11 protein-coding genes and 1 pseudogene are annotated in these 20,554 nt (G+C 61.8%); 3 read left to right on the top strand and 9 right to left on the bottom strand.

Annotation, left to right across the window (positions count from 1 at the left end):
- Positions 1-74: 74 nt before the first annotated feature.
- The 7 genes from BCO18175_RS40020 to BCO18175_RS39990 all read right to left on the bottom strand — a co-directional run bounded on the left by BCO18175_RS40020 (position 75) and on the right by BCO18175_RS39990 (position 14,219).
- Entirely contained in the window at positions 75-512 is a 438-nt protein-coding gene (locus BCO18175_RS40020) for a TerC family protein (protein WP_302480666.1), read from the bottom strand.
- Between the two features lie 274 nt (positions 513-786).
- Complete coding sequence (locus tag BCO18175_RS40015; protein ID WP_174989267.1) at positions 787-3,210, bottom strand: hypothetical protein; 2,424 nt, start codon at positions 3,208-3,210, stop codon at positions 787-789.
- Between the two features lie 241 nt (positions 3,211-3,451).
- Complete coding sequence (locus tag BCO18175_RS40010) at positions 3,452-6,499, bottom strand: hybrid sensor histidine kinase/response regulator (RefSeq protein ID WP_174989265.1); 3,048 nt, start codon at positions 6,497-6,499, stop codon at positions 3,452-3,454.
- 44 nt (positions 6,500-6,543) lie between these two features.
- The gene (locus tag BCO18175_RS40005) at positions 6,544-6,768 is read right to left on the bottom strand and encodes a hypothetical protein (protein WP_174989263.1); all 225 of its coding nucleotides are present in this window, start codon (positions 6,766-6,768) and stop codon (positions 6,544-6,546) included.
- Positions 6,769-7,163: 395 nt separating this feature from the next.
- Positions 7,164-9,845, bottom strand: a complete 2,682-nt coding sequence (locus BCO18175_RS40785; protein ID WP_254608252.1) for a TolC family protein — start codon at positions 9,843-9,845, stop codon at positions 7,164-7,166.
- Positions 9,846-10,527: 682 nt separating this feature from the next.
- Complete coding sequence (locus BCO18175_RS39995; protein WP_174989261.1) at positions 10,528-11,775, bottom strand: HlyD family type I secretion periplasmic adaptor subunit; 1,248 nt, start codon at positions 11,773-11,775, stop codon at positions 10,528-10,530.
- A complete protein-coding gene (locus tag BCO18175_RS39990; protein WP_174989259.1) occupies positions 11,772-14,219 on the bottom strand; it encodes a type I secretion system permease/ATPase in 2,448 nt (815 codons plus the stop codon). The genes BCO18175_RS39995 and BCO18175_RS39990 overlap by 4 nt, the downstream gene beginning before the upstream one ends.
- Positions 14,220-14,824: 605 nt before the next feature.
- Here BCO18175_RS39990 and BCO18175_RS39985 point away from each other — a divergent pair.
- From BCO18175_RS39985 to BCO18175_RS39975, 3 genes are all read left to right on the top strand, one after another.
- Positions 14,825-15,568 carry a response regulator transcription factor gene (locus BCO18175_RS39985; RefSeq protein WP_174989257.1) on the top strand — a complete coding sequence of 248 codons (744 nt, stop codon included), beginning with the start codon at positions 14,825-14,827 and terminating at the stop codon, positions 15,566-15,568.
- Positions 15,569-15,679: 111 nt separating this feature from the next.
- Positions 15,680-16,996 carry a tetratricopeptide repeat protein gene (locus tag BCO18175_RS39980; RefSeq protein WP_217483946.1) on the top strand — a complete coding sequence of 439 codons (1,317 nt, stop codon included), beginning with the start codon at positions 15,680-15,682 and terminating at the stop codon, positions 16,994-16,996.
- A 389-nt stretch (positions 16,997-17,385) separates the two neighbouring features.
- Entirely contained in the window at positions 17,386-18,153 is a 768-nt protein-coding gene (locus tag BCO18175_RS39975) for a winged helix-turn-helix domain-containing protein (RefSeq protein ID WP_174989255.1), read from the top strand.
- A 139-nt stretch (positions 18,154-18,292) separates the two neighbouring features.
- Here the strand turns inward: BCO18175_RS39975 and BCO18175_RS39970 are convergent.
- Positions 18,293-18,744 (bottom strand): annotated as a pseudogene (locus BCO18175_RS39970) (zinc ribbon domain-containing protein); the annotation flags it as partial.
- A gap of 69 nt (positions 18,745-18,813) precedes the next feature.
- Positions 18,814-20,554 (bottom strand): hypothetical protein (locus BCO18175_RS39965; RefSeq protein ID WP_217483945.1); only part of this gene is annotated, 1,741 nt, incomplete at its 5' end.

Genomic DNA, 20,554 nt, shown 5'->3' with positions numbered 1-20,554 from the left:
GTTCTCTGCCATTCTGTTCTCCATACAGTCAAAAAGTTATCAAACTTCTTGCTGTACGTGGAATCGAGACAGGGTCAACCACTTTTGAGCATCATCACGGCCGTCCACGCGACGATGGCGGCGAACGCGATCTCCACCCACGGGCCGAGCGCCAGCAGCCCGGTGCCGATCGCGACGAAGACGAGACGAAAAACGATCGCGCCGACGATGCCCCAGTACAGCACCCGGTGACGCATTCCGTCCGGGATCTTGAACCAAGCGAAAATCGCCATGAACACGAACAGATTATCGATACTCAGGACTTTTTCGAGTGCGTATCCAGTCACAAAGAGGCTCGCGACCTCAGAACCGTGCTCGACATACAGATAGCCTGCGAAGCTCAATGACACTGCGATCCAGGCGATCGACCAAAACACGGCCTTGCCAAGCGGTACCGGCTTGTCGCTTCGATGGCACAGCATATCGACGGCGAACGCGACGGAGGCCAGTGCAACAAACACCGCCAATGTCACAGGGGGAAATCCTAGTGAGGCTCCAGACATGACTTGCTTCCATTAATGTGAATGCGTAGTGAGACACACCGCCGGATCGCGATTTCCGCAAAACCGACGAATCCATACCGGATGATCCGGGATGCGAAACCTTCCGTCTATGGAACCTGGTCAGGCCGAATTTCGTACTAGTGCGAAAAATAGCTACCGCGCGTCGACCGTCATCCAAGTCATCAAAAAAAAGACCCGCACGGCTTTCGCCGTGCGGGCCAAGTCACTTCCCCTCGAAACATTGTTACACGTGGTGTTGTTCCAGCTCCGGCAGGAAATCACTGTGCACGTCATACAGGTTGCCGTACGACTCAAATTCGACCGTTTCGTCGGCCGTTTCGAATGCCTCGCGTGTCGCCGCCTCATCGAGCGCGATCACCGCGACATCGTCGAGCGACACCTCCGAGAAGATGGGCATCCACTCATCAGCGAACAGATCGTGCATGCTGAGAGACGCCAGATCGCCGATATGGTCAACCACCGTCAGATGGAACGGTTCACTGTCAGGCGCACCCTCTGCACGGGCCACGAGCACGTGCTCCCCAACGAACAGCGCGTCCGGCGAAAGCTGCCAGAGCCCCGTTGCGTCTGCGATCGACGTGCCGATCAGTAGATCGTTGTCGAGCACCTCGACCGTCGCATAACCCGGCGCATAACCCATCAGATGCGGCGTCGCGTCGGTCACATCGCCGGAGTTCAGTGCCGCCTGCGCGTGACCGTCCCCATCGTAACCATGCTCGATACTGACGGCCGGCTTCGCGAGCGAATCGAAAACCAGCAGCGGTTCCTCGTGCATCAGTTGACCTGTGACAGGATCCAGCATGCCCGGTACGAGGATCTGCGCATCGTCCGACAACACACTGATCGCCGGCTCGGGGAGCACGCCGGCCTGCTGCTCGGGCGTCGGAATCATCCCAATCGGCGGCCTGACGGAATTCTCCAGATCGACGGCATGCGCGACCTCCTCGGCGATTGGCAGTACACCCAGATCCAGCGCCGGCTGGACAGGCTCGACAACCAGTACGAACGACGCGCTTGCCGTCACGCCGGCGACCTGCACGACCAGTTCGTGCTGACCGACCGAAAGCGGCCCGTCAAACTCGAAGGCCCAGTGACCATCCTCGTCAGCGAGCGCGGTGCCGATCATCGTGTCGTTATCGTAGATCTCGACGATCGAATGACCGGGTGCAAGGCCGTGAAGACGCGGCGACGTGTTCTCGTCGATCTGCCCGCCGGCAGACCACTGCCCGTTCAGACCCGACAACCCATTCGCCGACACGTCGATCGTGATCGGTGCGAGCGCAGCCGGCACCGCGATTTCGATCGCGACTGGCTCGCTCGCAACGTCATCAACGACGGCCGTCAATGTATGCATTCTGTACTCGAACGGCACCTCGGACTCGAACACCCAATTGCCCTCCCGGTCGGCCCGCACGCTGCCGATTTCGCGATCGTCGTCGAACAGCACGACCACGGCACCTGCGGATGCCTTGCCCATCAGCCTCAGCACTGCGTGGTCGGCCAGGATGCCACCCGATTGACCATCGAGCCGTGTAACGGCTTCATCATTCACGAACTCGATCATGACCGGCATGGCTACCTTCGACGCCGGCTGTGCGATGGCCGTCGACACATCCGTGTCCACGACCAGCGTCTGGCTTGCCGGCACGCCGTTGATATATGCGGTAAGAGCGTGGGTGCCGACCGTGAGCGGCTGGTTCGTTTCGAGCGTCCACTGCCCGCCGGCGCTCGCGCGCGTACTGCCGAGCTGGATACCGTTGTCGAACACATCGATTTCCGCATGCTGGGGCGCCGTGCCGTGAATGCGGGCCACGTGATGTTCCCCATCATGCTGGCCGGTCGTCAATTCGACAAACGGTTGCTCGACGGGCTCGTAGGCAATCGACACGAGCAGTGGGTTGACCGCCGGACCGACCACCTCGAGCGTGAATGACTCGCTCGCCTGAACACCGCCGATGTATGCCGTCAGCGCATGTAGGCCGACCGCGAGCGATTGGCTCGGCTCGAACGTCCATTGACCGAGCCCATTGGCGCGCGTGCTGCCGATCGACTCACCGTTGTCGTAGAACTCGATGATCATGTCGGCAGGTGCCGTGCCCGACATGCGCGGCGCACCGCCCGTTCGCAGCGCGCCATCGGCGGCACCATCTTGCGATGCACTGATTTCGTCATAAGCGAAGTCGATCGATACCGGCAGGTCGCGAGCCTGCGAACCGCCCGCCGCATCCGCATGCGGCTCGCCTTCCTCGGCGAGCATGGCAAACTCGAAGGCCTCGCTGACACCCGACGCCGAGCCGCCGATGTGGCCCGTGAACGGATCGTTCGGCGTCGCGTCCAGCGCACTTGCGGTCATCGCCGGCTCGCCTGCCGCGCTCGACGGGTTGACGCCGGGCATTCGCATGCCCTGGCCATCCGCCTGTACGTTGCCGACCGGGGTGCGGCTGTCATGATCGCCTGCGCTCGCACCCGACGACTCACTGCCTCGGTGCTGCGGCACGGACGACTCCACTGCCTTGCCACCGACATGCGTAACGTGTTCGTCGGTCTCATCAGAGACCGAACGAATCATGACCGATGAGCTGAACACTTCGTTCATCCCGTTATTGTTTTGCCTATTCTGAATCGAATCCGGCACGTTTCTGTTCATGGAGTCCTCCTCTGTCAGGATGCCAATACGCCAATGGCGATTCGAACACCGGATCCGTGGTCTCAACCCACATCAGCCAGCCAATACGCCGCTTCACTGCTTTTAAAGTTATCTTGCATTTTCCCGACATTCGAGCAGCACGTCGCGGGGATCCGTACGGATTTGACTCGAACCGGTCCGAATTGTCGTTGTGCACGAATGCAACGGGGAATGCCCGTCGGACACAAATCGCACCACGCGCTCATTCACCGGCAACAGGCGCTTCTCTCCGCGCCAGCGCGTCATCCAGATCCTTCCGCAATCGCTCAAGTCGATCCCGCAATCCTGCGGAATCCGAGTCGTGCGCCGCCCGCTCGATTTCCGTACAGGCCGCCACGACTTCCGCTTCCCGAATCATCGCGAACGCGCCCTTGATCGCATGCGCGCCGCTACGCAGGCGGTCAAACGCTTGATCGTCGAACGCCATCGCCATATCGTCCAGCAGACGCCGCGACTCGCGTGCGAGGACGGTATGACGCTCTACCGAAAGCGTCGCATGTGCGTCGCCTTCGATGGGCTGTCGTTGTCGACGCGACGTTGCGGCCGCCTCACCGACGTGACGCCGGATCGCCTTGTCCAGCTCGGACATCGACAGCGGCTTCGCGAGGATTTCCACCACGCCGGCGTCATAACAGCGCGCAAGTTCCGATTGATCGCGCGTCGCGGTCATCGCGATCACCGGCAATTCGGGCTGGCTGTCACGCAGGCACATTGCGAGCACACAACCGTCCATATCCGGCATGTTGAGATCGGTCAGCACGACATCGCAACGCTGGTCCAGCAAGTAGCGAATGGCTGCAAGCCCGCCGTCAACCACGTCGTACGCATAGCCGAGCGCCGCAAGCTGGTCGGCAATCAGCTCTCGGTTGAATGGATGGTCGTCAACCGCCAGCACTCGAACCGGGGTATGCGCATCACCGTCCGCGTGGCTGCCAGGAAGGTCGACGGCAGGACGCTCGACACGCTCTCGCAGGCGCTTCAACGGCAGGGTGACCCGGAACGTACTGCCGACGCCCGGCCGACTGCTCACCGCAATCGCCCCGTTCATCATCTCCACATGCCGCTTGCACAGCGCGAGACCGAGCCCGGTTCCACCAAAGCGACGGGAGATGGTTGAGTCGGCCTGACCAAACAGATCGAATATCGCGTCGATGCGATCCGGCGCAATCCCGATACCGGTGTCGCCGACAGTCAGTGCAATATCGACCGAATCGTGCCCGCGCCGCCGCTCGCCAACCTCGATCGTCACACCTCCCTTCGACGTGAACTTGATCGCGTTGCCGACGAGGTTGACGAGTATCTGGCGGATCCGCGTCGGATCGCCGAGATAGCGTTGCCCGACACTGCCCTGAATCGTGACGTCGAATCGAATTGCCTTCTCTGACGCCAGCGGCGCGAGTACGTCGACGGTCTCCACCACCAGTTCGCGCAGGTCGAACGCGATCAGCTCGAGCGTCATTTGCCCCGATTCCGCCTTCGATATATCGAGAATGTCGTTGATCAGGGACAAAAGCCCCCGCGCGGATCGCATGACCGTATCCAGCCGCCTCGGCGTACGGTCATCGTGACCGGCGCCCTTCAACAACTCGAGATGGCCGAGGATGGCGTTGAGAGGTGTGCGCATCTCGTGGCTCATCGACGCAAGGAACACAGTTTTCGCCCGGTTGGCCACGTCGGCCGCCTCGCGTGCATCCAGCGCCGCGCGCTCCGCTCGCTTGCGAGCGGTGATGTCCGACGCGACGCACAGCAGCGCGCCCGCCGATCGATAGCGCGCACGGACCATGCCGATCGCAAGGTCGATCGATTCGCCGCCCGGCACGGGTACCGTGTATTCCCACTCGCAAGCACCCGCGTGGCCCGCGTTCGTGCCCGTCGCCCGCATCGCGAGATAGTGCGTAGCAACGGCGCGCGCACCAGCGTCACCGCCGAGCGCGCGCAATCGCCGCATCGCGTCGTTTTCCAGCAGCACGGCGCCATCGCGCAACGCGAACAAGCCGATTCCAACCGGCGCCAACGACACGATCGTCCGGTTCAGGTTCTCGCTCTCGAACACGTGCGACGAGCGCGCGAGCACCGGGCGGAACACCTTACGATCGAATAGGATGAGAAGCACCCATAGCGACGCTAGTACACCCGCCGTTGAACCGGTTCGCACCAGCCAGTCGGACGCCAGTGCAGCAGCCATCGTCCGCCACGACCAGAAGTACGCCAGCACCCAGTCCGTACCCGGTACGCGATCGCTGACCGTAAACACGCCATCCCGATAGGCATCGTTCAGCCCACCGAAACCGCGGCGCCATTGGCCGACCTTCATCGCGCGCACGCTTAGCGTCGTGTCGGCATGCGTGACAAGGCCTTCCGAATGCAGCACGGTGCGGCCGGTTCGGTCGAGCACCATCAGTTCGCCGGCAAGGCGGTGCTGTGTGAGCGTATCGCGTAGTCTCGCCGCCGGCACTTCATGAACGAACACCGCGAACACATCGCGTCCGTCGAATGCCGGTTGCACGACCCGCAGCATGGGGACCCCGGTCACCGGATCGGGCTCGGGGGGCCACCAGACGGCGCTATGCAACGTCGATTTCGTATCGTCGTCCGCCCGCGCAACGAAGAAGGCCGAGGCCGGTGCAAGGCGATCGATCCACACGCGTACGTCAGTCGAACCGAACAGGGTGGCCAGCGACTCCGCGCGTTCCGGTGGATAGATCGTCGCGAACGATTTGTCCTGACTGTAGAACATTCCCGCGACAGGTCGTCCGATCTGACGTGCCGCCGCGCTCATCACACTACTCATTCGTTCCGCGAGCCTGAGGTACCGTACATAGCCGGAGGCGTCGTGCCCAGGATCCAGCTCACCTAACACCCACAACGGTGCGGCGCGGGAGTTCGCATGCAGCACGATTCGGCCGCCATTCGCGGAAAACGCATCGACCAGGTGCCGCGACGTCTCGTCATGTTCCGTCCAAAGGATTTCGGCACTCGCGACCGTCCGCGAGAACATTGTCTGATGCATCTCGAGTTCGACGCTCAGCAACGAACGGACTGTCAGGAACGACGCGCGCTGATGGGCAATGTACTCGCGACCGGTGGTCCACAAGCCGTAAGCGGTTGCGCAAGCGATCACAATCGACAGCACGCCGCCGCCGCCGTAGAGCAGCGTGCGCTGGTAGCGGTTCAGCAAGCCGAGCTCGGCGTTTTTTGATCCGGAATCGCTCGCCGCCGTCGACGGATCCCGTGTATGACAGTCCTGCATGAAATGAACCTGAAGCGCGACGCGAGCGCCGCAAAGCTCGTCGATTACTCGCCGGACATGCAAGGCTGGAAATGCACCGACTCCGGTCTCGCCGGATCGTCAACGCACTCGCGCCATTGCTTCAGCAACTGACGCCGTTTCGTCGGCGATGCGAGCAGATACTCGTTCATCGCACCGTTGAACGCCTGTTGGGTGTCTTCTTTGAGATCGGCGAACGCGCAGAGCACGCGCATGACCTTGGGCGACAGTTTTCTGTGAGGAGCGGGCATTTCTGATGGCCTCATGATTCATAGAAAGTCGACGGACGTATTGACGTCCACCGTCGACGCGTCCCGATACGGCGCCTTGGTCAGGCGACACACAGGGTCAAGAATGTCTTGAAAGCTCGGTCGCATCGCAATCGACGTGTCGACACACGACCATGCAAAGCGAGACGAGCGAATGAAAATCGCGGATCCATTCCGGGACCGCTGTCCACATGCCATTCTCCCGATCTGCACGACACGGGAAACAGGACCAATTTCGATGTGCATCGGACAGGTACGATTTTTTTATGTGGTGGAGGGACGACCGATGCGGTTGTTCAACTTCACGCATGCATAAAAAAATCGCGACGCATCCGATGCGCCGCGACTGCCATTTCAAGCTAGGAAAGCAGACCACATCAGCTTCCCGGCTCGTTCCTCAACCACTCGGCCAGCCCTCCCGCCGCATGGTGTTCCCGGAACACCGCTTGATAACCGTCGAAGCGGTTCGTGACTTCGGCCACACGATTGCCGTAGTGCTCGCTCTCCGCAGTCAGCACGTCGAGCAACGTTCGCTTGCCGAGGTGATACCACTGCTCGAAGAAGGCCTTGCGCACGCGATCGGTTTCCGACGAAAGACCGCGATACAGGTCGGCGCGTTGCAGCATCGTGTGCGCGTCCTGATCCGCGGTACGCACCGCGTATTCGAGATCACGACTTTGCTGCTCCATCCGTTGCCAGCTTGCCGTCGCGCGCGCGCTCGCCGCGTCGGTCGCGGCGCTCGCCGAGCCGCCGCGAAACGCGCCCCAGTTCAGCGTCAGCATCGTTTGCCAGGGCTGCTGGCGGCCGAGACCGTCCTTGCCCACGCCCGCGCTGACGACCCAGTTCACCTGCGGCAGGCCCGATGCCTTCACAGCCTTCGCGTTGAGATCCGCGGCATCCGCCTCGGATTTCGCCTGCTGCAGGCTCGGGTGGACACCCACCTGGGACAACAGCTTCGGCAGGTTGCCCGGCTCAATCGACCATTCGCGAGTGCGCGGAATCAGGACGGCTTCGTCCCCGACCAACTTCTTCAGCGTGAGCTCCGCGTCCCGCACCTTGGCCTTGGCGGTGTCCCGTGACGCTTCCGCCTGCAGCAGCTTCGTCTTCGCTTGCGTAAGCTCGCTGCCACGCCCACGGTCGACCTCCACGATCTCGCTCAGCATCCTGACGAGCGTCGCCATCCGGTCGACGTACTGCTGACTCAGGTCAACGATGTTTCGTTGCTTGCCGAGTTCGACCAGTGTCGTCGATACCTCGAACGCGGAACTTCCCAGCGCGGCGTCGTACGCGCGATTCGCGGCGTCCGACAGGAACTGGCGGCTGCCGATCGTATGCTTCGTCCTTCCCCAGTCGAAAACATTGGTCGTGACGTTGATCGACAGCGGATTGCCGGAATTGCCACCGCCATTGCCGCCTCCTGGCCCGAAATTCGCCGTCGGCGATTGCGAGCCAATGTCGATCTGCGGCCAACGCTGCCCTTTTGCCTCCGCGACGTCGGCGTTCGACGCCTGGTAGTTCGCGTAGGCCTGGCGCACCTCCGGGCTGCGCTCGGCGGCAACCTGCACGGCATTCCAGAAGATCTCGCGCAGCTTGTCGCCGGACGGCGTCGATCCAGTTCCATAGTCATCGGGCTGGGTCTCGAGCCAACGCGCGAATTGTCCGGGCGCCCCGCTGGTCGGCGCGGCACTCGCCTTGCCGCCACGCACCTTCGGCTCCGCCGCCGCTGCCGTTCGGCCCGTGTCCGTTTCGCGCGAGCTGTCGTACGACTTGCGAGGCGCGGCGGCCTGAAGCGCCATCGCGGCTTCCGACACGGCGAGCTGCTGCGCGCCGGCGGCCGCGCCGGTCTTGCCCAGCGTCAGCTGCCCGAGCGCCGACCGGTCCGCCGCGCGAGCAGCGTCGACCGTCGCCGCTTCCCAGGTGCGTGCTTCCGATGCTGACTTGATCGGCGGCGCCGTCTGCGCCTGCGATACCGATTGGGCAGACTGCGCGTGCGTCGACGGATTCGCGTCCGTTTCTACGCGTGCGACGGTCACTTCGGGCGACGCGACCGGCTTGAACTCGGGCAGTGCTTCGTCTTTCGTTGAAGTGGCCTTGCGCCCTTGGTTCGACGCCAATGGTGGCGCGTAATCCGGCCCCGACGACGGTGTGTCCTGTCGCCGGTTTTCACGTGCCGCCGCCATCCTTGCGGCTTCCGAGCGCTGTGCAGCTTCAGCCGCTCGCGCGGCATCTGCCTGTCGGCGTGCGTCGTCAGCCTGCTGCCGCTCCCGTCGCTGCGCTTCCGCCCGCGCGCGCTCAGCCTCGGCCACACGTGCAGCCTCCGTGCGCTGGCGCTCGACTTCGGCACGTGCCTGTGCGTCACGTTCCGCGGCGGAAGCACGCGCGGCCGCTTCGCGGCTCTGCGCCTCGGCCTCGCGGGCACGTGCTTCCGCCGCCGCTGCTCGCTCAGCTTCCACCCGGCGCGCCGCCTCGGCGGCCTCCAGCCGCACTGTCGCTTGACGGCGCTCTTCCGCCTGTCGCTCGACCTCGAGTCGACGCGCTTCGGCCGCGTCCTGCTCGGCTGCCGTGCGCGCGGCGGCGGCGGCACGTTCTAGTTCCTCCCGATGGCGCCTTTCCGCCGCGGCGCGGTCGGCATCGGCACGCCGCTTCGCCTCGGCTTCCGCACGGACGGCTTGCTGGCGCCGGGCCTCGGCCTCGCGCGCCTCGTCCGAAAGACGATTTGTTTCACGCGTTTGGGCCTCACGCAGCCGATCGACAGGGTGATCGAACTGCATCTGCCTGACCACGCGCTCGTCCATATTGCGCCGCGCTTCCGCGGCGAGACGTGCCTGGCCTTCAGGTGACTTGATTTCCGCAAGCCGCTTCTCTTCGTCGGCGCGCGTCGCCTCGGCAAGCTTCGCCTCGCTCCGTGCCACGCTTGCTGCTGTGCTGGTGGGCGCAGCGGCCTGGGTCGGCGCCTTCGCCCATTCACTAACCGACACGTGCGATCGGATGCCTGCGATGCTTTGCGCGTTCGCCACATCGGCCACCACGAGCGGCGCGAATGCGAACAGCGACGACACGACCCATGCGATCGGCTTGCGCTGCGGATACGACGATGCCGTCACGGTTAAAGCTCCCGGAACGCTTCGCGTGCCTTGAAGATCGGCTTCGGCACGTTGTCGAGAATGGCTTTCTCTCCCGTGCGGGTATCGACGGTCGCGACCATGTCGGGCATGATCCGCAGCGTCTTCCTGTGATTGAGCAGTCTCGAGAGTCATGTCCTGAACCCGTTGGTACCGATCGCGCATGGGCGGCATCACGGCCGAAGCCGGGTGCAACAACCGCCTATGCGCGAGAGGTCATGAAAAGTGGTGTAGCGGAACAATCGATCGTCAGGTCAGTTGCACCGATGCGAGGGGTCCGCATTTGCGGCCAGTCAGATGTGCGTGACGGGCTACGAAACGGGCTCAATTCTCGGGAAATCGGCCAACGCGGGATATGCGACGAGAAACCAACAGAAATCAGACCAGTACTAAATTGACCGCAACGGCATCAGTGCTGGTTCGAGCGCGTGTCGATCTCGACCTGCATTCAGCGTAGGGGCCTGACGTGGCGCCCGCCGCTACGCGTGGCCGACCCCGCCGCCGGTTTGTCGTTTATGGGGTGCGATCATAAAAATGCGCGGAGCAAGTGCCAACAGCGACGACACGACCCATGTGATCGGCCTGCGCTGCGGGCACGACGACGCCGTCGCCATCATGATCAACGCTCGCGGAACGCTTCGCGCGCCTTGAAGATCGGCTTCAGCACATAGTCGAGAATGGTTTTCTCGCCCGTGCGGATATCGACGGTCGCGACCATACCCGGCATGATCGGCAGCGTCTTGCCGCCTGCGTTCAACGTGCTCGAGTCTGTCAGGACCAGCACGCGATAGTAGGTCGCGTCGGGCCGGCCCGCCGCGGCTTTCTGGTCGTCCTTCAGCGTATCCGGGCTGATGTGCTCGACCTTGCCCTTGAGGCCGCCATAGATGCCGAAGTCATACGCGGTGATCTTGACGGTCGCCGGCTGGCCCGGGCGCAGGAACGCCACGTCGGAGGGCTTGATGCGCGCTTCGACCAGCAGTTGGTCCTCGAGCGGCACGATTTCCATGATGTGCTCGCCCGGCTGGATGACGCCGCCGATGGTATTCACGCGAATGTTTTTCACGGTGCCGTATACGGGCGCCACGACAGTGGTCCGCTGGAGTACGTCCGCGCGGCCCACGACCGTTTCGCTCGTTTGAGCGAGTTCGAGTTCCAGCTTGATGAGCTCGGAGTTCGCATCGGCCTGGAAGCGGTTGCGCCGCTCGACGATCTGCGAACGCAACTCGTTCGCCTGACGACGCATGCGCAGCAGCTCCACCTCGGAAACGAGGCCCTTCGCCGCGAGCGGTTCGGCCAGCCCAATCTCCCGCATCGACAGCGAATGACTTTTCTCGAGCGCGGCAACGCTGTCGTCGAGCGCGCGACGGCGCGCGTTATACGCGAGCGTTTCCTGCTTGACGACCGCCGGCACGCCCTTCACGTCGCCCGGGAAGGCGAGCGGCTGGTTGTACGCTTCGGCACGAAGGCGCACGATCGTCGCCTTCAGGCCGATCTGCTTCGACCAGGCCTCGCGGTAACTCGTCTCCGCACGGGTCGGGTCGATCTTGGCGAGCACCTGGCCCTTCTTGACGATGTCGCCTTCGCGCACGTCGAGCTGCTCCAGGATCCCGCCTTCCAGGCTCTGGATCACCTGCTCACGGCTCTTGGAGATAATCGTGCCATCGCCATGGGTGACTTCCTCGACACGCGCGAATTTTGCCCAGCCGATGCCAGTCACGAGAATCGCGACGATCACATACATCACGAGCATCGAACCGGGCGTCGACTGCGTGAGCAGCGATTCCTTCACGTCGTTCATGAACGCCGCATCTCCGGGCGTCAGCTTGGCCTTGCCTGGCCACCACTTCTTGAATGGATTGAGATTCATCGAATCGACTCCTGGGCAGCCGGTGCGCCGGCCGCGGGTGTATCGGTGTTGGACGCCGCGTCGTTGGCGGGCGCCGCCGGTCGCGGCGCCCGCTGCGCGGTCATCGTGACCTGCCCCGACGCGCCGTTGTCCGGTGCCGAGGCACGCGGCGCGGTAGCCCGGAGGGGCGTGGCCCCGGTCCCGACTGCGGCGTCCGCCGGTGCCTTGTTCGTAGCAGGGCGGCGCGCAGCGCCGGGCGCCGGGCGCGATTCGCCCGACAGCGCCGCGAGGATCTTGCTCTTCGGGCCATCGGCGACGACCTTCCCTTCCTCGACGACGATGATCCGGTCGACGAGCGCGAGCAGCGACGGGCGGTGCGTGACGACGACAAGCGTCTGCCCTTCAGTCGCCCGCGCAAGGTGATCGAGAAACACGGCTTCGGTCTGGCTATCCATCGCGCTTGTCGGCTCGTCAAGCAACAGCAGCAGCGGACGGGCCAACAGGGTTCGTGCGAGCGAAACGAGCTGACGCTGGCCGCCCGAGATGCCCTGTCCGCCCTCGCCGATCGGCAAGTTGATGCCTTTCGGATGCTTGGCCGCAATCTGGTCCAGGCCGGTCAGCCTGAGCACGCGCAGGAATTCGTCAGCGGACGCCTCCGGGCGACCGATCATCACGTTTTCGCGTAGCGAGCCGTGGAACAACCGCGCATCCTGCCCGACATAGCCGACCGCCTTGCGCCAGTCGGCCGGGTCGATCTGCTCGACATCGAGGCCGCCGGTAAACATCTGGCCGTCGGTCGGTGCGTAGAGGCGGGCCATCACGCGCAGCAGCGTCGACTTGCCGCTGCCGATCCGGCCGAGAATCGCGACGCGCTCGCCCGGCTTGACCGCCAGGTTGACGCCCTTGAGAATCGGCGGATTCGGCTGCATCGGGGGCGCGGGATACGCGAACCCGACGTCCTTCAGCGAGATCTCGCCGGACAGCGGCGGCTTCGGCAGGTATTCGCGCGCCGGATCGCGGTCGACCGGCATCGCCATCAGGTTATTCAACGAATGCAGCGCGGCCTTCGCCTGCTGGAAGCGCAGCGCAAGACCCATCACCTGGCTGAGCGGCGCCGTGATCCGGCCCGCGAGCATCACCGTCCCGATCAGCGCACCTTGCGTCAGTTCCCCGGCGTCGATCAGGTACACGCCGAGCACGACCAGCACGACCGTTTGCAGTTGTTGCAGGAACGTCACGAGGCTGGTCGCCTTGCTCGAGATCTTGCGGGACTTCATCGACGAGGTCGCTGACAGCCCGCTGTAATGTTCCCAGCGGCGCTGCATGTACCCTTCGCCGCCCACCGCTTTCAGCGTCTCGAGCCCTTCGACCGATTCGATCAGCACACCCTGCTTGAGCGATGCCTCGCGCAGGTTCTCCTTCATGATCTTCGCGAGCGGCCACTGGACCAGCACGCTGATACCGATGATCAGCGGCACCATCATCGCGGGCACCCAGCCGAGGGTACCGCCGATCGTGAACACGACCCCGATGAACAGGATGACGAACGGCAGGTCGGAAATCGCCGACAGCGTCGCGGAGGTCGCGAAATCGCGTACCGACTCGTATTCCCGGAGCTGGTTCGCGAACGAACCGGCCGATGCCGGCTTGTTCTCCATCCGGATCGACAGCGCCTGCCTGAACAGCAAGGTGCCCATCACGAGGTCTGCCTTCTTGCCGGCGACGTCGAGCAGGTGCGCGCGGACATGCCGCGAGATCGCCTCGAACGTCATGGCGACGCCGACCCCGATCGCGAGCGACCACAACGTCACGTAGGCCTGGTTTGGCACGACGCGGTCATACACGTTCATCGTGAAGAAAATGCTCGCGAGACCCAGCACGTTGATCAGGAGCGCACCAAGCGCCGCGCTCGCGTAATACCGGCGGTAGCGCCACAGCGTGCGCAGCAGCCAGTGGCCGGCCGGCTCGGGTTCCTGCTCGCCGGCGCGCGTGTCGACTCGGGCGGCCGGCTTGACCAGGATTGCGTAACCCGCGTAAAACTCGTCCATCTCCTCCTGCGTGTACTCGACCGGGTCGAGGCCGACCTCGGGCATGATGACCTGGTAGAGGAGCTTGCTCTTCGCTTCCTTGTCCGGATTGCGTCGCCGAGCGAGCAGGATGCAGCCGCCCGCGCGCTTGTGCAGCAGGATCATCGGCATCACGTGTTCCGGGAGCAGTTGTAGACGGCGGTCGACGAGACCGGCCATCAGCCCCGAGTTGGCGAGCGCGTCCAGCGCGAGCGAAGGCGAAAGCACGCCGGCCTTCGGCAGGCCGGCCATCAGCGCTTCCGGCGTCTTGCCGCAGCCATAACGTTCACAGATCCACAAGACGGCGTCGAGCAAGCCGTCATGATTGGTCGCGGATTTCGGCGGTTCTTGCCAGGCCGTATCCTGCAGTTCCTGTGCTTGAGCAGTATCGAGAGTCATGTCCTGAACCCGTTGTACCAATCGCACATGGGCGGCAACACGGCCGAAGCCAGATGCACAACTGTCTATGCACGAGAGGTCATGAAAAATGGCGTAGCGGAACAATCGATCGTCAAGTCAGCTGCAGCGATGCGATGGGTCCGCGTTCGTGGCCAGTCAGGTGTGCCTGACGGGCTATGAAACGGGTTCCAATTCTCTGGAAATCGGACAACTCGGGATATGCGACGGGAAACCGAGTGAAGTCAGACCAGTACCAAATTCAGCGTATCGGGATCAGCGATGGTTCGAACGCGAGTCGATCTCGGGATACATTCGGCGTAGGATCCTGACGTGGCGCCCGTCGCCACGCTAGGCCAGCCCCGCCACCAGTTTTTCATTTATGGGGTACGATCCAAAAAATAAATCGGACTAGTCTGACTTCAATCCATTTGAGATCGATAGTTTTCGAAAGGTGATCGAACTAGAGTGTCGTTGTCGAGGCGGTACGACCGCCGCGCTCCGACCCGATGCCGTACTTGACCGGGATGCGGGCGCAGAACTCACAATCGGACGAGGCATTACGCGGGATGTCGAGTGAAATGCCTGAACATCGGACATAAACGAACATGGATCAATTCACCATCCAGGTCATCGTCGCCGACGATCACCCTGCCATCATCAACGGCCTCATGGCCTCTCTCGCCGCTCACAAGACGGTGAAAGTGGCCGCCACCGCGTCGAATTCAACGCAACTCATCGCTGCGCTCGACGCGCACCCCTGTGACGTACTCGTTTCCGACTACGCGATGCCAGGGGGCGAATTCGGCGACGGCATCACGCTCTTCTCGTTCCTGCGTCGTCGCTACCCCGATACGCGGATCGTCGTGCTAACGATGATGGACAACCCCGGCGTGATCCGGTCTCTGCTCAAACTTGGCATCCAGTGCATCCTGAGCAAGTCGGACAGCACCGATCACGTACTGACGGCCATTCACGGTGCCTATGCGTCCGGCCGGTATTTTTCGCCTTCGATTTCGGAAGTCGCGTGGCAAGTCGATGTCGAGGCAGCGAACACCACGAGCAACGCGCTGACCACGCGCGAGGAGGAGGTCATCCGTTTGTTCGTGTCGGGATTGAGTGTGAACCAGATCGCCGAACAGCTGAAGCGCAGCAAGCAGACCATCAGTTCGCAAAAGTCGAATGCAATGAAAAAGCTCGGCATTGACAATGACACCGATCTAGTCAAGTACTCGATGGGGGTCTCGTTGGCCGCATTCAATGACGCATCCGGCTCGACATCGGACACGCTGAATGTGCCGACGGCCGGGGCAACCAGTCGCAAGACTGCTCGCGACGACAAGCCCCAGTAATGCCATGCAGCGCCTGCCGGCAAACGCTCTTCAGCGCAGCAGGCGCCTCTTTTACCCGCCTGATCATCCGACGTCGAACGGCGTCGGTGCGCGCACGCACGTGCGTCAGCCATGCCGGAACCGTACCCGATCAAGATCATGTCCAGATTCCGACCTCCTCCGATTCCGAAACGCAAGACAGCGGCGACCGGCCTGCATGCGGGACGCGCACAGATGCAACTCGAGTCACTCGCCGCCCAGTTCCGCGCAGCGATGGCCGCAGCCGATTTCGCTCATGCGCTGCAACTCGCGCAGACCGCGCTTGCTCGCACCCCCAGCAACATGACGATCCTCGGCGACTATGCGCTGTGCCTGATGCGAACGGGCCGGTACGAGGATGCCTATCGTGTGTACATGCAGATCCATGACACGCCGCCTATACACCGCGCCCGCGCGTCTGCCACCTGGCTGGACGGCCTCGCGGAAGTCTGTGGCTGGCTCGGCAAGCACGACGAGCTTCGCCACCACGGACATCGGTCACTGGCTGACGCCGACGAGAAGTTCCGGCATGGGCCACACTGGCCACTCCCCGCGGTACCGCCGCGATTCGACCCGGATGCCCGGACGCGCAACGTCATTGCATACAGCCTGTATGGCGCGAACCCGCGCTATTGCGAGACCGCCGTGATGAACGCGAGGGTCGCGCATGAGCTCTATCCCGCATGGACCTGCCGCGTTTACCTCGACGCCAGTGTGCCGGAACACGTGCAGCGCAGGTTGCGCGACGCCGGCGCAGAACTCGTTGCGATGGATCACGACGAACGGGGCGCCATTCCGGGAACGTTGTGGCGCTTCCTGGTCATGGACGATCCCGACGTCGACCGATTCATCGTTCGCGACGCAGATTCGCTGCTCTCGGAGCGCGAAGTGGGGGCGGTCGACGAATGGCTGGTGAGCGATCGCCTGTTCCATCACATGCGCGACTATTTCACCCACACCGAGTTGCTGCTCGCGGGCCTGTGGGGAGGATGCACTCGCGTGATCCCACCCATCACGCCGTTGATTTTCGATTTCCTCGCGAATTATCGAGGTCCTGCCCGCTTCACCGATCAGCAATTCCTGCGTACGGTCCTGTGGCCGACTGTGCGCGAGAGCATCATGAACCATGACGAGCTGTTCGGCTTCCACGACGCACGTCCGTTTCCAGATCATCCGCCGGTACGCTGGCGCACGGATCGATTCCATGTCGGCAGCAACACGGCCTACGCGAGCATCGGCGGCCCCTCGTCGCTGCCCGACGGAGCGCGCCAGCCGATTGCGCTGGTCCGTGCTGGTGAACCCGCGCTCGCCTACGACGCATTGGTTCGCCAGAACACCTGGAAGCTGAATCTCCCGTTCTTTCTCGCCGACGAATTCCGCTCGGGGAACCTTCAGGTCGTCACACGCTGAGCGCACGCTCCATGGCCGATCGCCGCAAGTGTCGGGGCCGCGACGTAAGTCGCGGCGACGCGGCCAGCATCGCGTACAAGCGTTGACCCGAAATTATCGAATCGGTACGTCTCCCGTCGGAGACACGTCCCATATACGGCGCAATCCGCGCCGAACATACTCCATCACGACATTGCCGTCGCGGGCCTGAATCGACGCCATCCCGGCTCGCCGACCATCATGCCACCGCTGTCCAAACGGACGGCCAATCCCCGCCATGACGTTAAATCATCATCCGGGTCTCAGCTTGCTCGAATTCACCAGAGGCTCCATTCCATGCCGCAAACAGACTTGCTCCGATCCTGTCCGGCGGACAGCTCAGCGCGATCCACACTGACGGACGCTCAGCGATGAACGGCCGCGCTTCACTCAAGATCGCAATCATCGATATCGGCGGCATGCCAATGCACGACGCGCTCGAAAGTCGGCAGCAGCCCCGTTATGGGGCGCCCCCCCTCCAGTTCGAGGGCACGCTGATTCGACTCGGATACGGTGTCGATCGCTTCAATTCGCTGGCGTCGTTCCAGAACACTCCGCGCGGCGTCGGCTTCGATCTTGCGATGATTTGCAGCGAATCCGTCTGTTCGCAGGCGACCGATGCGATTCGCGCATTGAGGAATCGGTTCGGTGACGCCATGCCATTGATCGCCGTTGGCAAAGGCGACCACGATGCGTACGTGATGCGCAGCATTGGCGCGGGTGCAAACGAATATATTGCTTGTTCCCTATCGGGGAACGGCCTTGCATCAACAATCGCGTACTGGCTCAGATGGTCGATGCACTGTCGCGCGCATAGGCACACGATGCGAGTCGGTGCCTACGAGTTGCACTGCGGAAGTCGCACGTTTCGGTTTCACGGGAAGGCAATCGTACTGACCCAAAAACAATTCCAGGTCGCTTTTGCGTTGATGATGAACATCGGCCGGGATCTCGATCACGACCACCTGTTCCAGTTCGTATGGGGAAAACGGCGCTTCAACGAGAACCGGAGATTGACGACCTACATCGCTGCCATACGCAACCGGCTCGAACTCGACGGTCGGCATGGCATGAAATTGCTGACCGTGCATGGAACCGGCTATCGCCTCATTCTTGCGGATATCCCCCAATCCAACTGATTCTCGATATCACTATGGACGTTTCCGACACACCCGCCATTGACCACCGGCGAACGAGTCTGCTACATGTCGTCTAGCGAGTCGGCAACCAGCTCCTGTATCGCGTCTTGCTGCTTGATATGCGCCTCGCAAGGGCCGTTTCATGTTCGACACCACAGTCACTGCAAGTCCACTCCCTTATTCGCAGCCCCGCGATATCTCTCGGCCGAGTCGTGCTGTCTTTCGACCTGCACGCCGAACAGGACTGGGTAGAGCCGCTATCGTCGACTTCCTCGAACGTGGCTCTGTGCGCCACCACCTCGTAACGGAGCTTGTCCCGGAAGGACGACCAGGACGCGTCGTAGACGCTCTTCGCCATCCTAGTTCTGGCGAGCTTGGCGGCCGACACATTGCCGACTGCGATGTAATCGAAGCGTCGCACCAGATCGAGTGCGAGCTTGTGCTGGAAGTTGGCGCGTGCATTCGCCACCTTGGCGCGAAGCGTCGCGATATGCCGCTTATGCTTTCGTACGCGCAGGGTTTCGCAAGCTGATCGACCGCGCGCCGGCCGAACCGGACATTAGACAGTTTCTCGCCGGTCAAGCAAGTCGATCATCGACGACGACCAGCGCGAACATCAACGACGTCACGCGATTGCAGCCGATGATCGACATGATATCGCTAATCTCGACCGACCCCATATCGATTCTTTAGCAATCTAACCAAATCCCCCCTTCTGAACGTATCAGAAGCACTACGATCCTCGAACAATTTTCCGGCCAGCTCGTTAATTAGCCTAATTTTTTCATCCGAATCCGATGCGGCAGAAATTCCATTGCCAAGATCTTTAAATTTATTAATTCTATCATCTATGAATTTTGACACACTAGCATCCGACGGCTTCGCAATTTCTGATACCGCCCCGCCCCGGCTGATTACCACTGAAGGCGCCCTGGGTTCAAAAACACCGACCTCAATCAACTCTACCTTAGGAATTCCTTGCTCAGTGATCTTTATATCCCCACGCACACTGGACCGAATAAAATCACCGTTATCCTTCGAAACATTGTTGCCAGAACTACTCCATCCACGCGAGGTTGAACTGGATTCCGCCCACGTTGTATCTCCTTTTTTTGAACGAACTACCACATACATGCTTGACTTCTCGTTCGGCGGTATATAGCTTGTGCTTGGCTTCTGACTCACATACAGGCCCGGCCCGTCCCTGTTCATCCCCCCGACACCTCCCGCCCCGCCTTCATTAGCGAATGGAGAAAAACCTTTCTCGATAAGAGACTGTCTATTCTTATCAGGACTCACATGATATCCAATAATTTCGTAATTTCCATCGCCATATTTTGCATCCAGCTTATTTTTCGCCGCATTCGGAATCTCACGACGAATAACTTCATCATCGACTCGGTATATCGTCGCCTGCGGGTCACCGATAACTTTGGCATTCCTGCCGTCCAGATCGCCAAGGCTACTTTTGTCAGACTTCACTCTCTTGGAGTCTGGGGTTCCGTCGGGTGAGGACTCGACTTGCCTCTTATCGCCCCCACCACCGAGCAATCTTTCGTCTTTTTGCTTCACATTCCATCGATCGCCGACGCGCTCGACATCGAAACGATCGGTGCTGTTGTTGGGCCGGAAGATGCCGCGCTGCAGCTCGCCGCTCGAATCGCGCTGGTGGTTCGTTCGATAAAACTTGTTGTCTATCCGCAGATACTCGTTGTTCGCCCCATCCCTATAGATGCCGCTGGCCTTGTCATATTTCAGCTGCTTAAGCCCACTGTCCGAAATAGGCACATCGTACCCTTTCAACAATTGGCCTGTGGGATTGACGGAAGAATGACGCGCAATTCCGAACGGGACCTGGTTCGCTTCGTCGACATTTCGGAGCAAATGCGTGCCTATCGGAAGCTTGGTGAGAACCTTGCGTGGATTCGCTTGGCGGGCCAGCATCCTGAGGCCCTTGCCAAGTTTGCCGGTCGGCAAGATGTCGACTGCATCAAGCGCCAGTCCACCCCAGCCATTGATCTTCTTCTGCAACGACTCCTGATGCAGCTCCTCATTCGTGATGGAGACGACATCAGCATTCTCGCGTTTCGTGGCAACCACGGCTTTGTACTGCTGTTCAGTAAAGTCGTCTTTGACGGGCGTGGTATTGAATCGGGCCTCAAGGCCCGGTTTCCGCTTGGAACCAACAGACAGGTCGATGCCTTCCCGCTTGGACACCTCATCTTGCCACGTATATGCCACGTTGCCGTGCGAGACACGGCTCTTGAAATACTCGACCCATTCCGGCCGCTTGAACAGGGGATCCTGCTTCAACTCGTCTCGATTGGCGTAGGTACGATACGCCCGGCCGTCTGGCGCGTCAGGCGTATAGAGCACCACCGTCCCCATTGCCCTCGACTCG

Origin of the sequence: Burkholderia lata (assembly GCF_902499335.1) — a bacterium.
GTDB lineage: Bacteria > Pseudomonadota > Gammaproteobacteria > Burkholderiales > Burkholderiaceae > Burkholderia > Burkholderia lata_B.
This window is presented reverse-complemented; position numbering and strand designations above follow the sequence as displayed.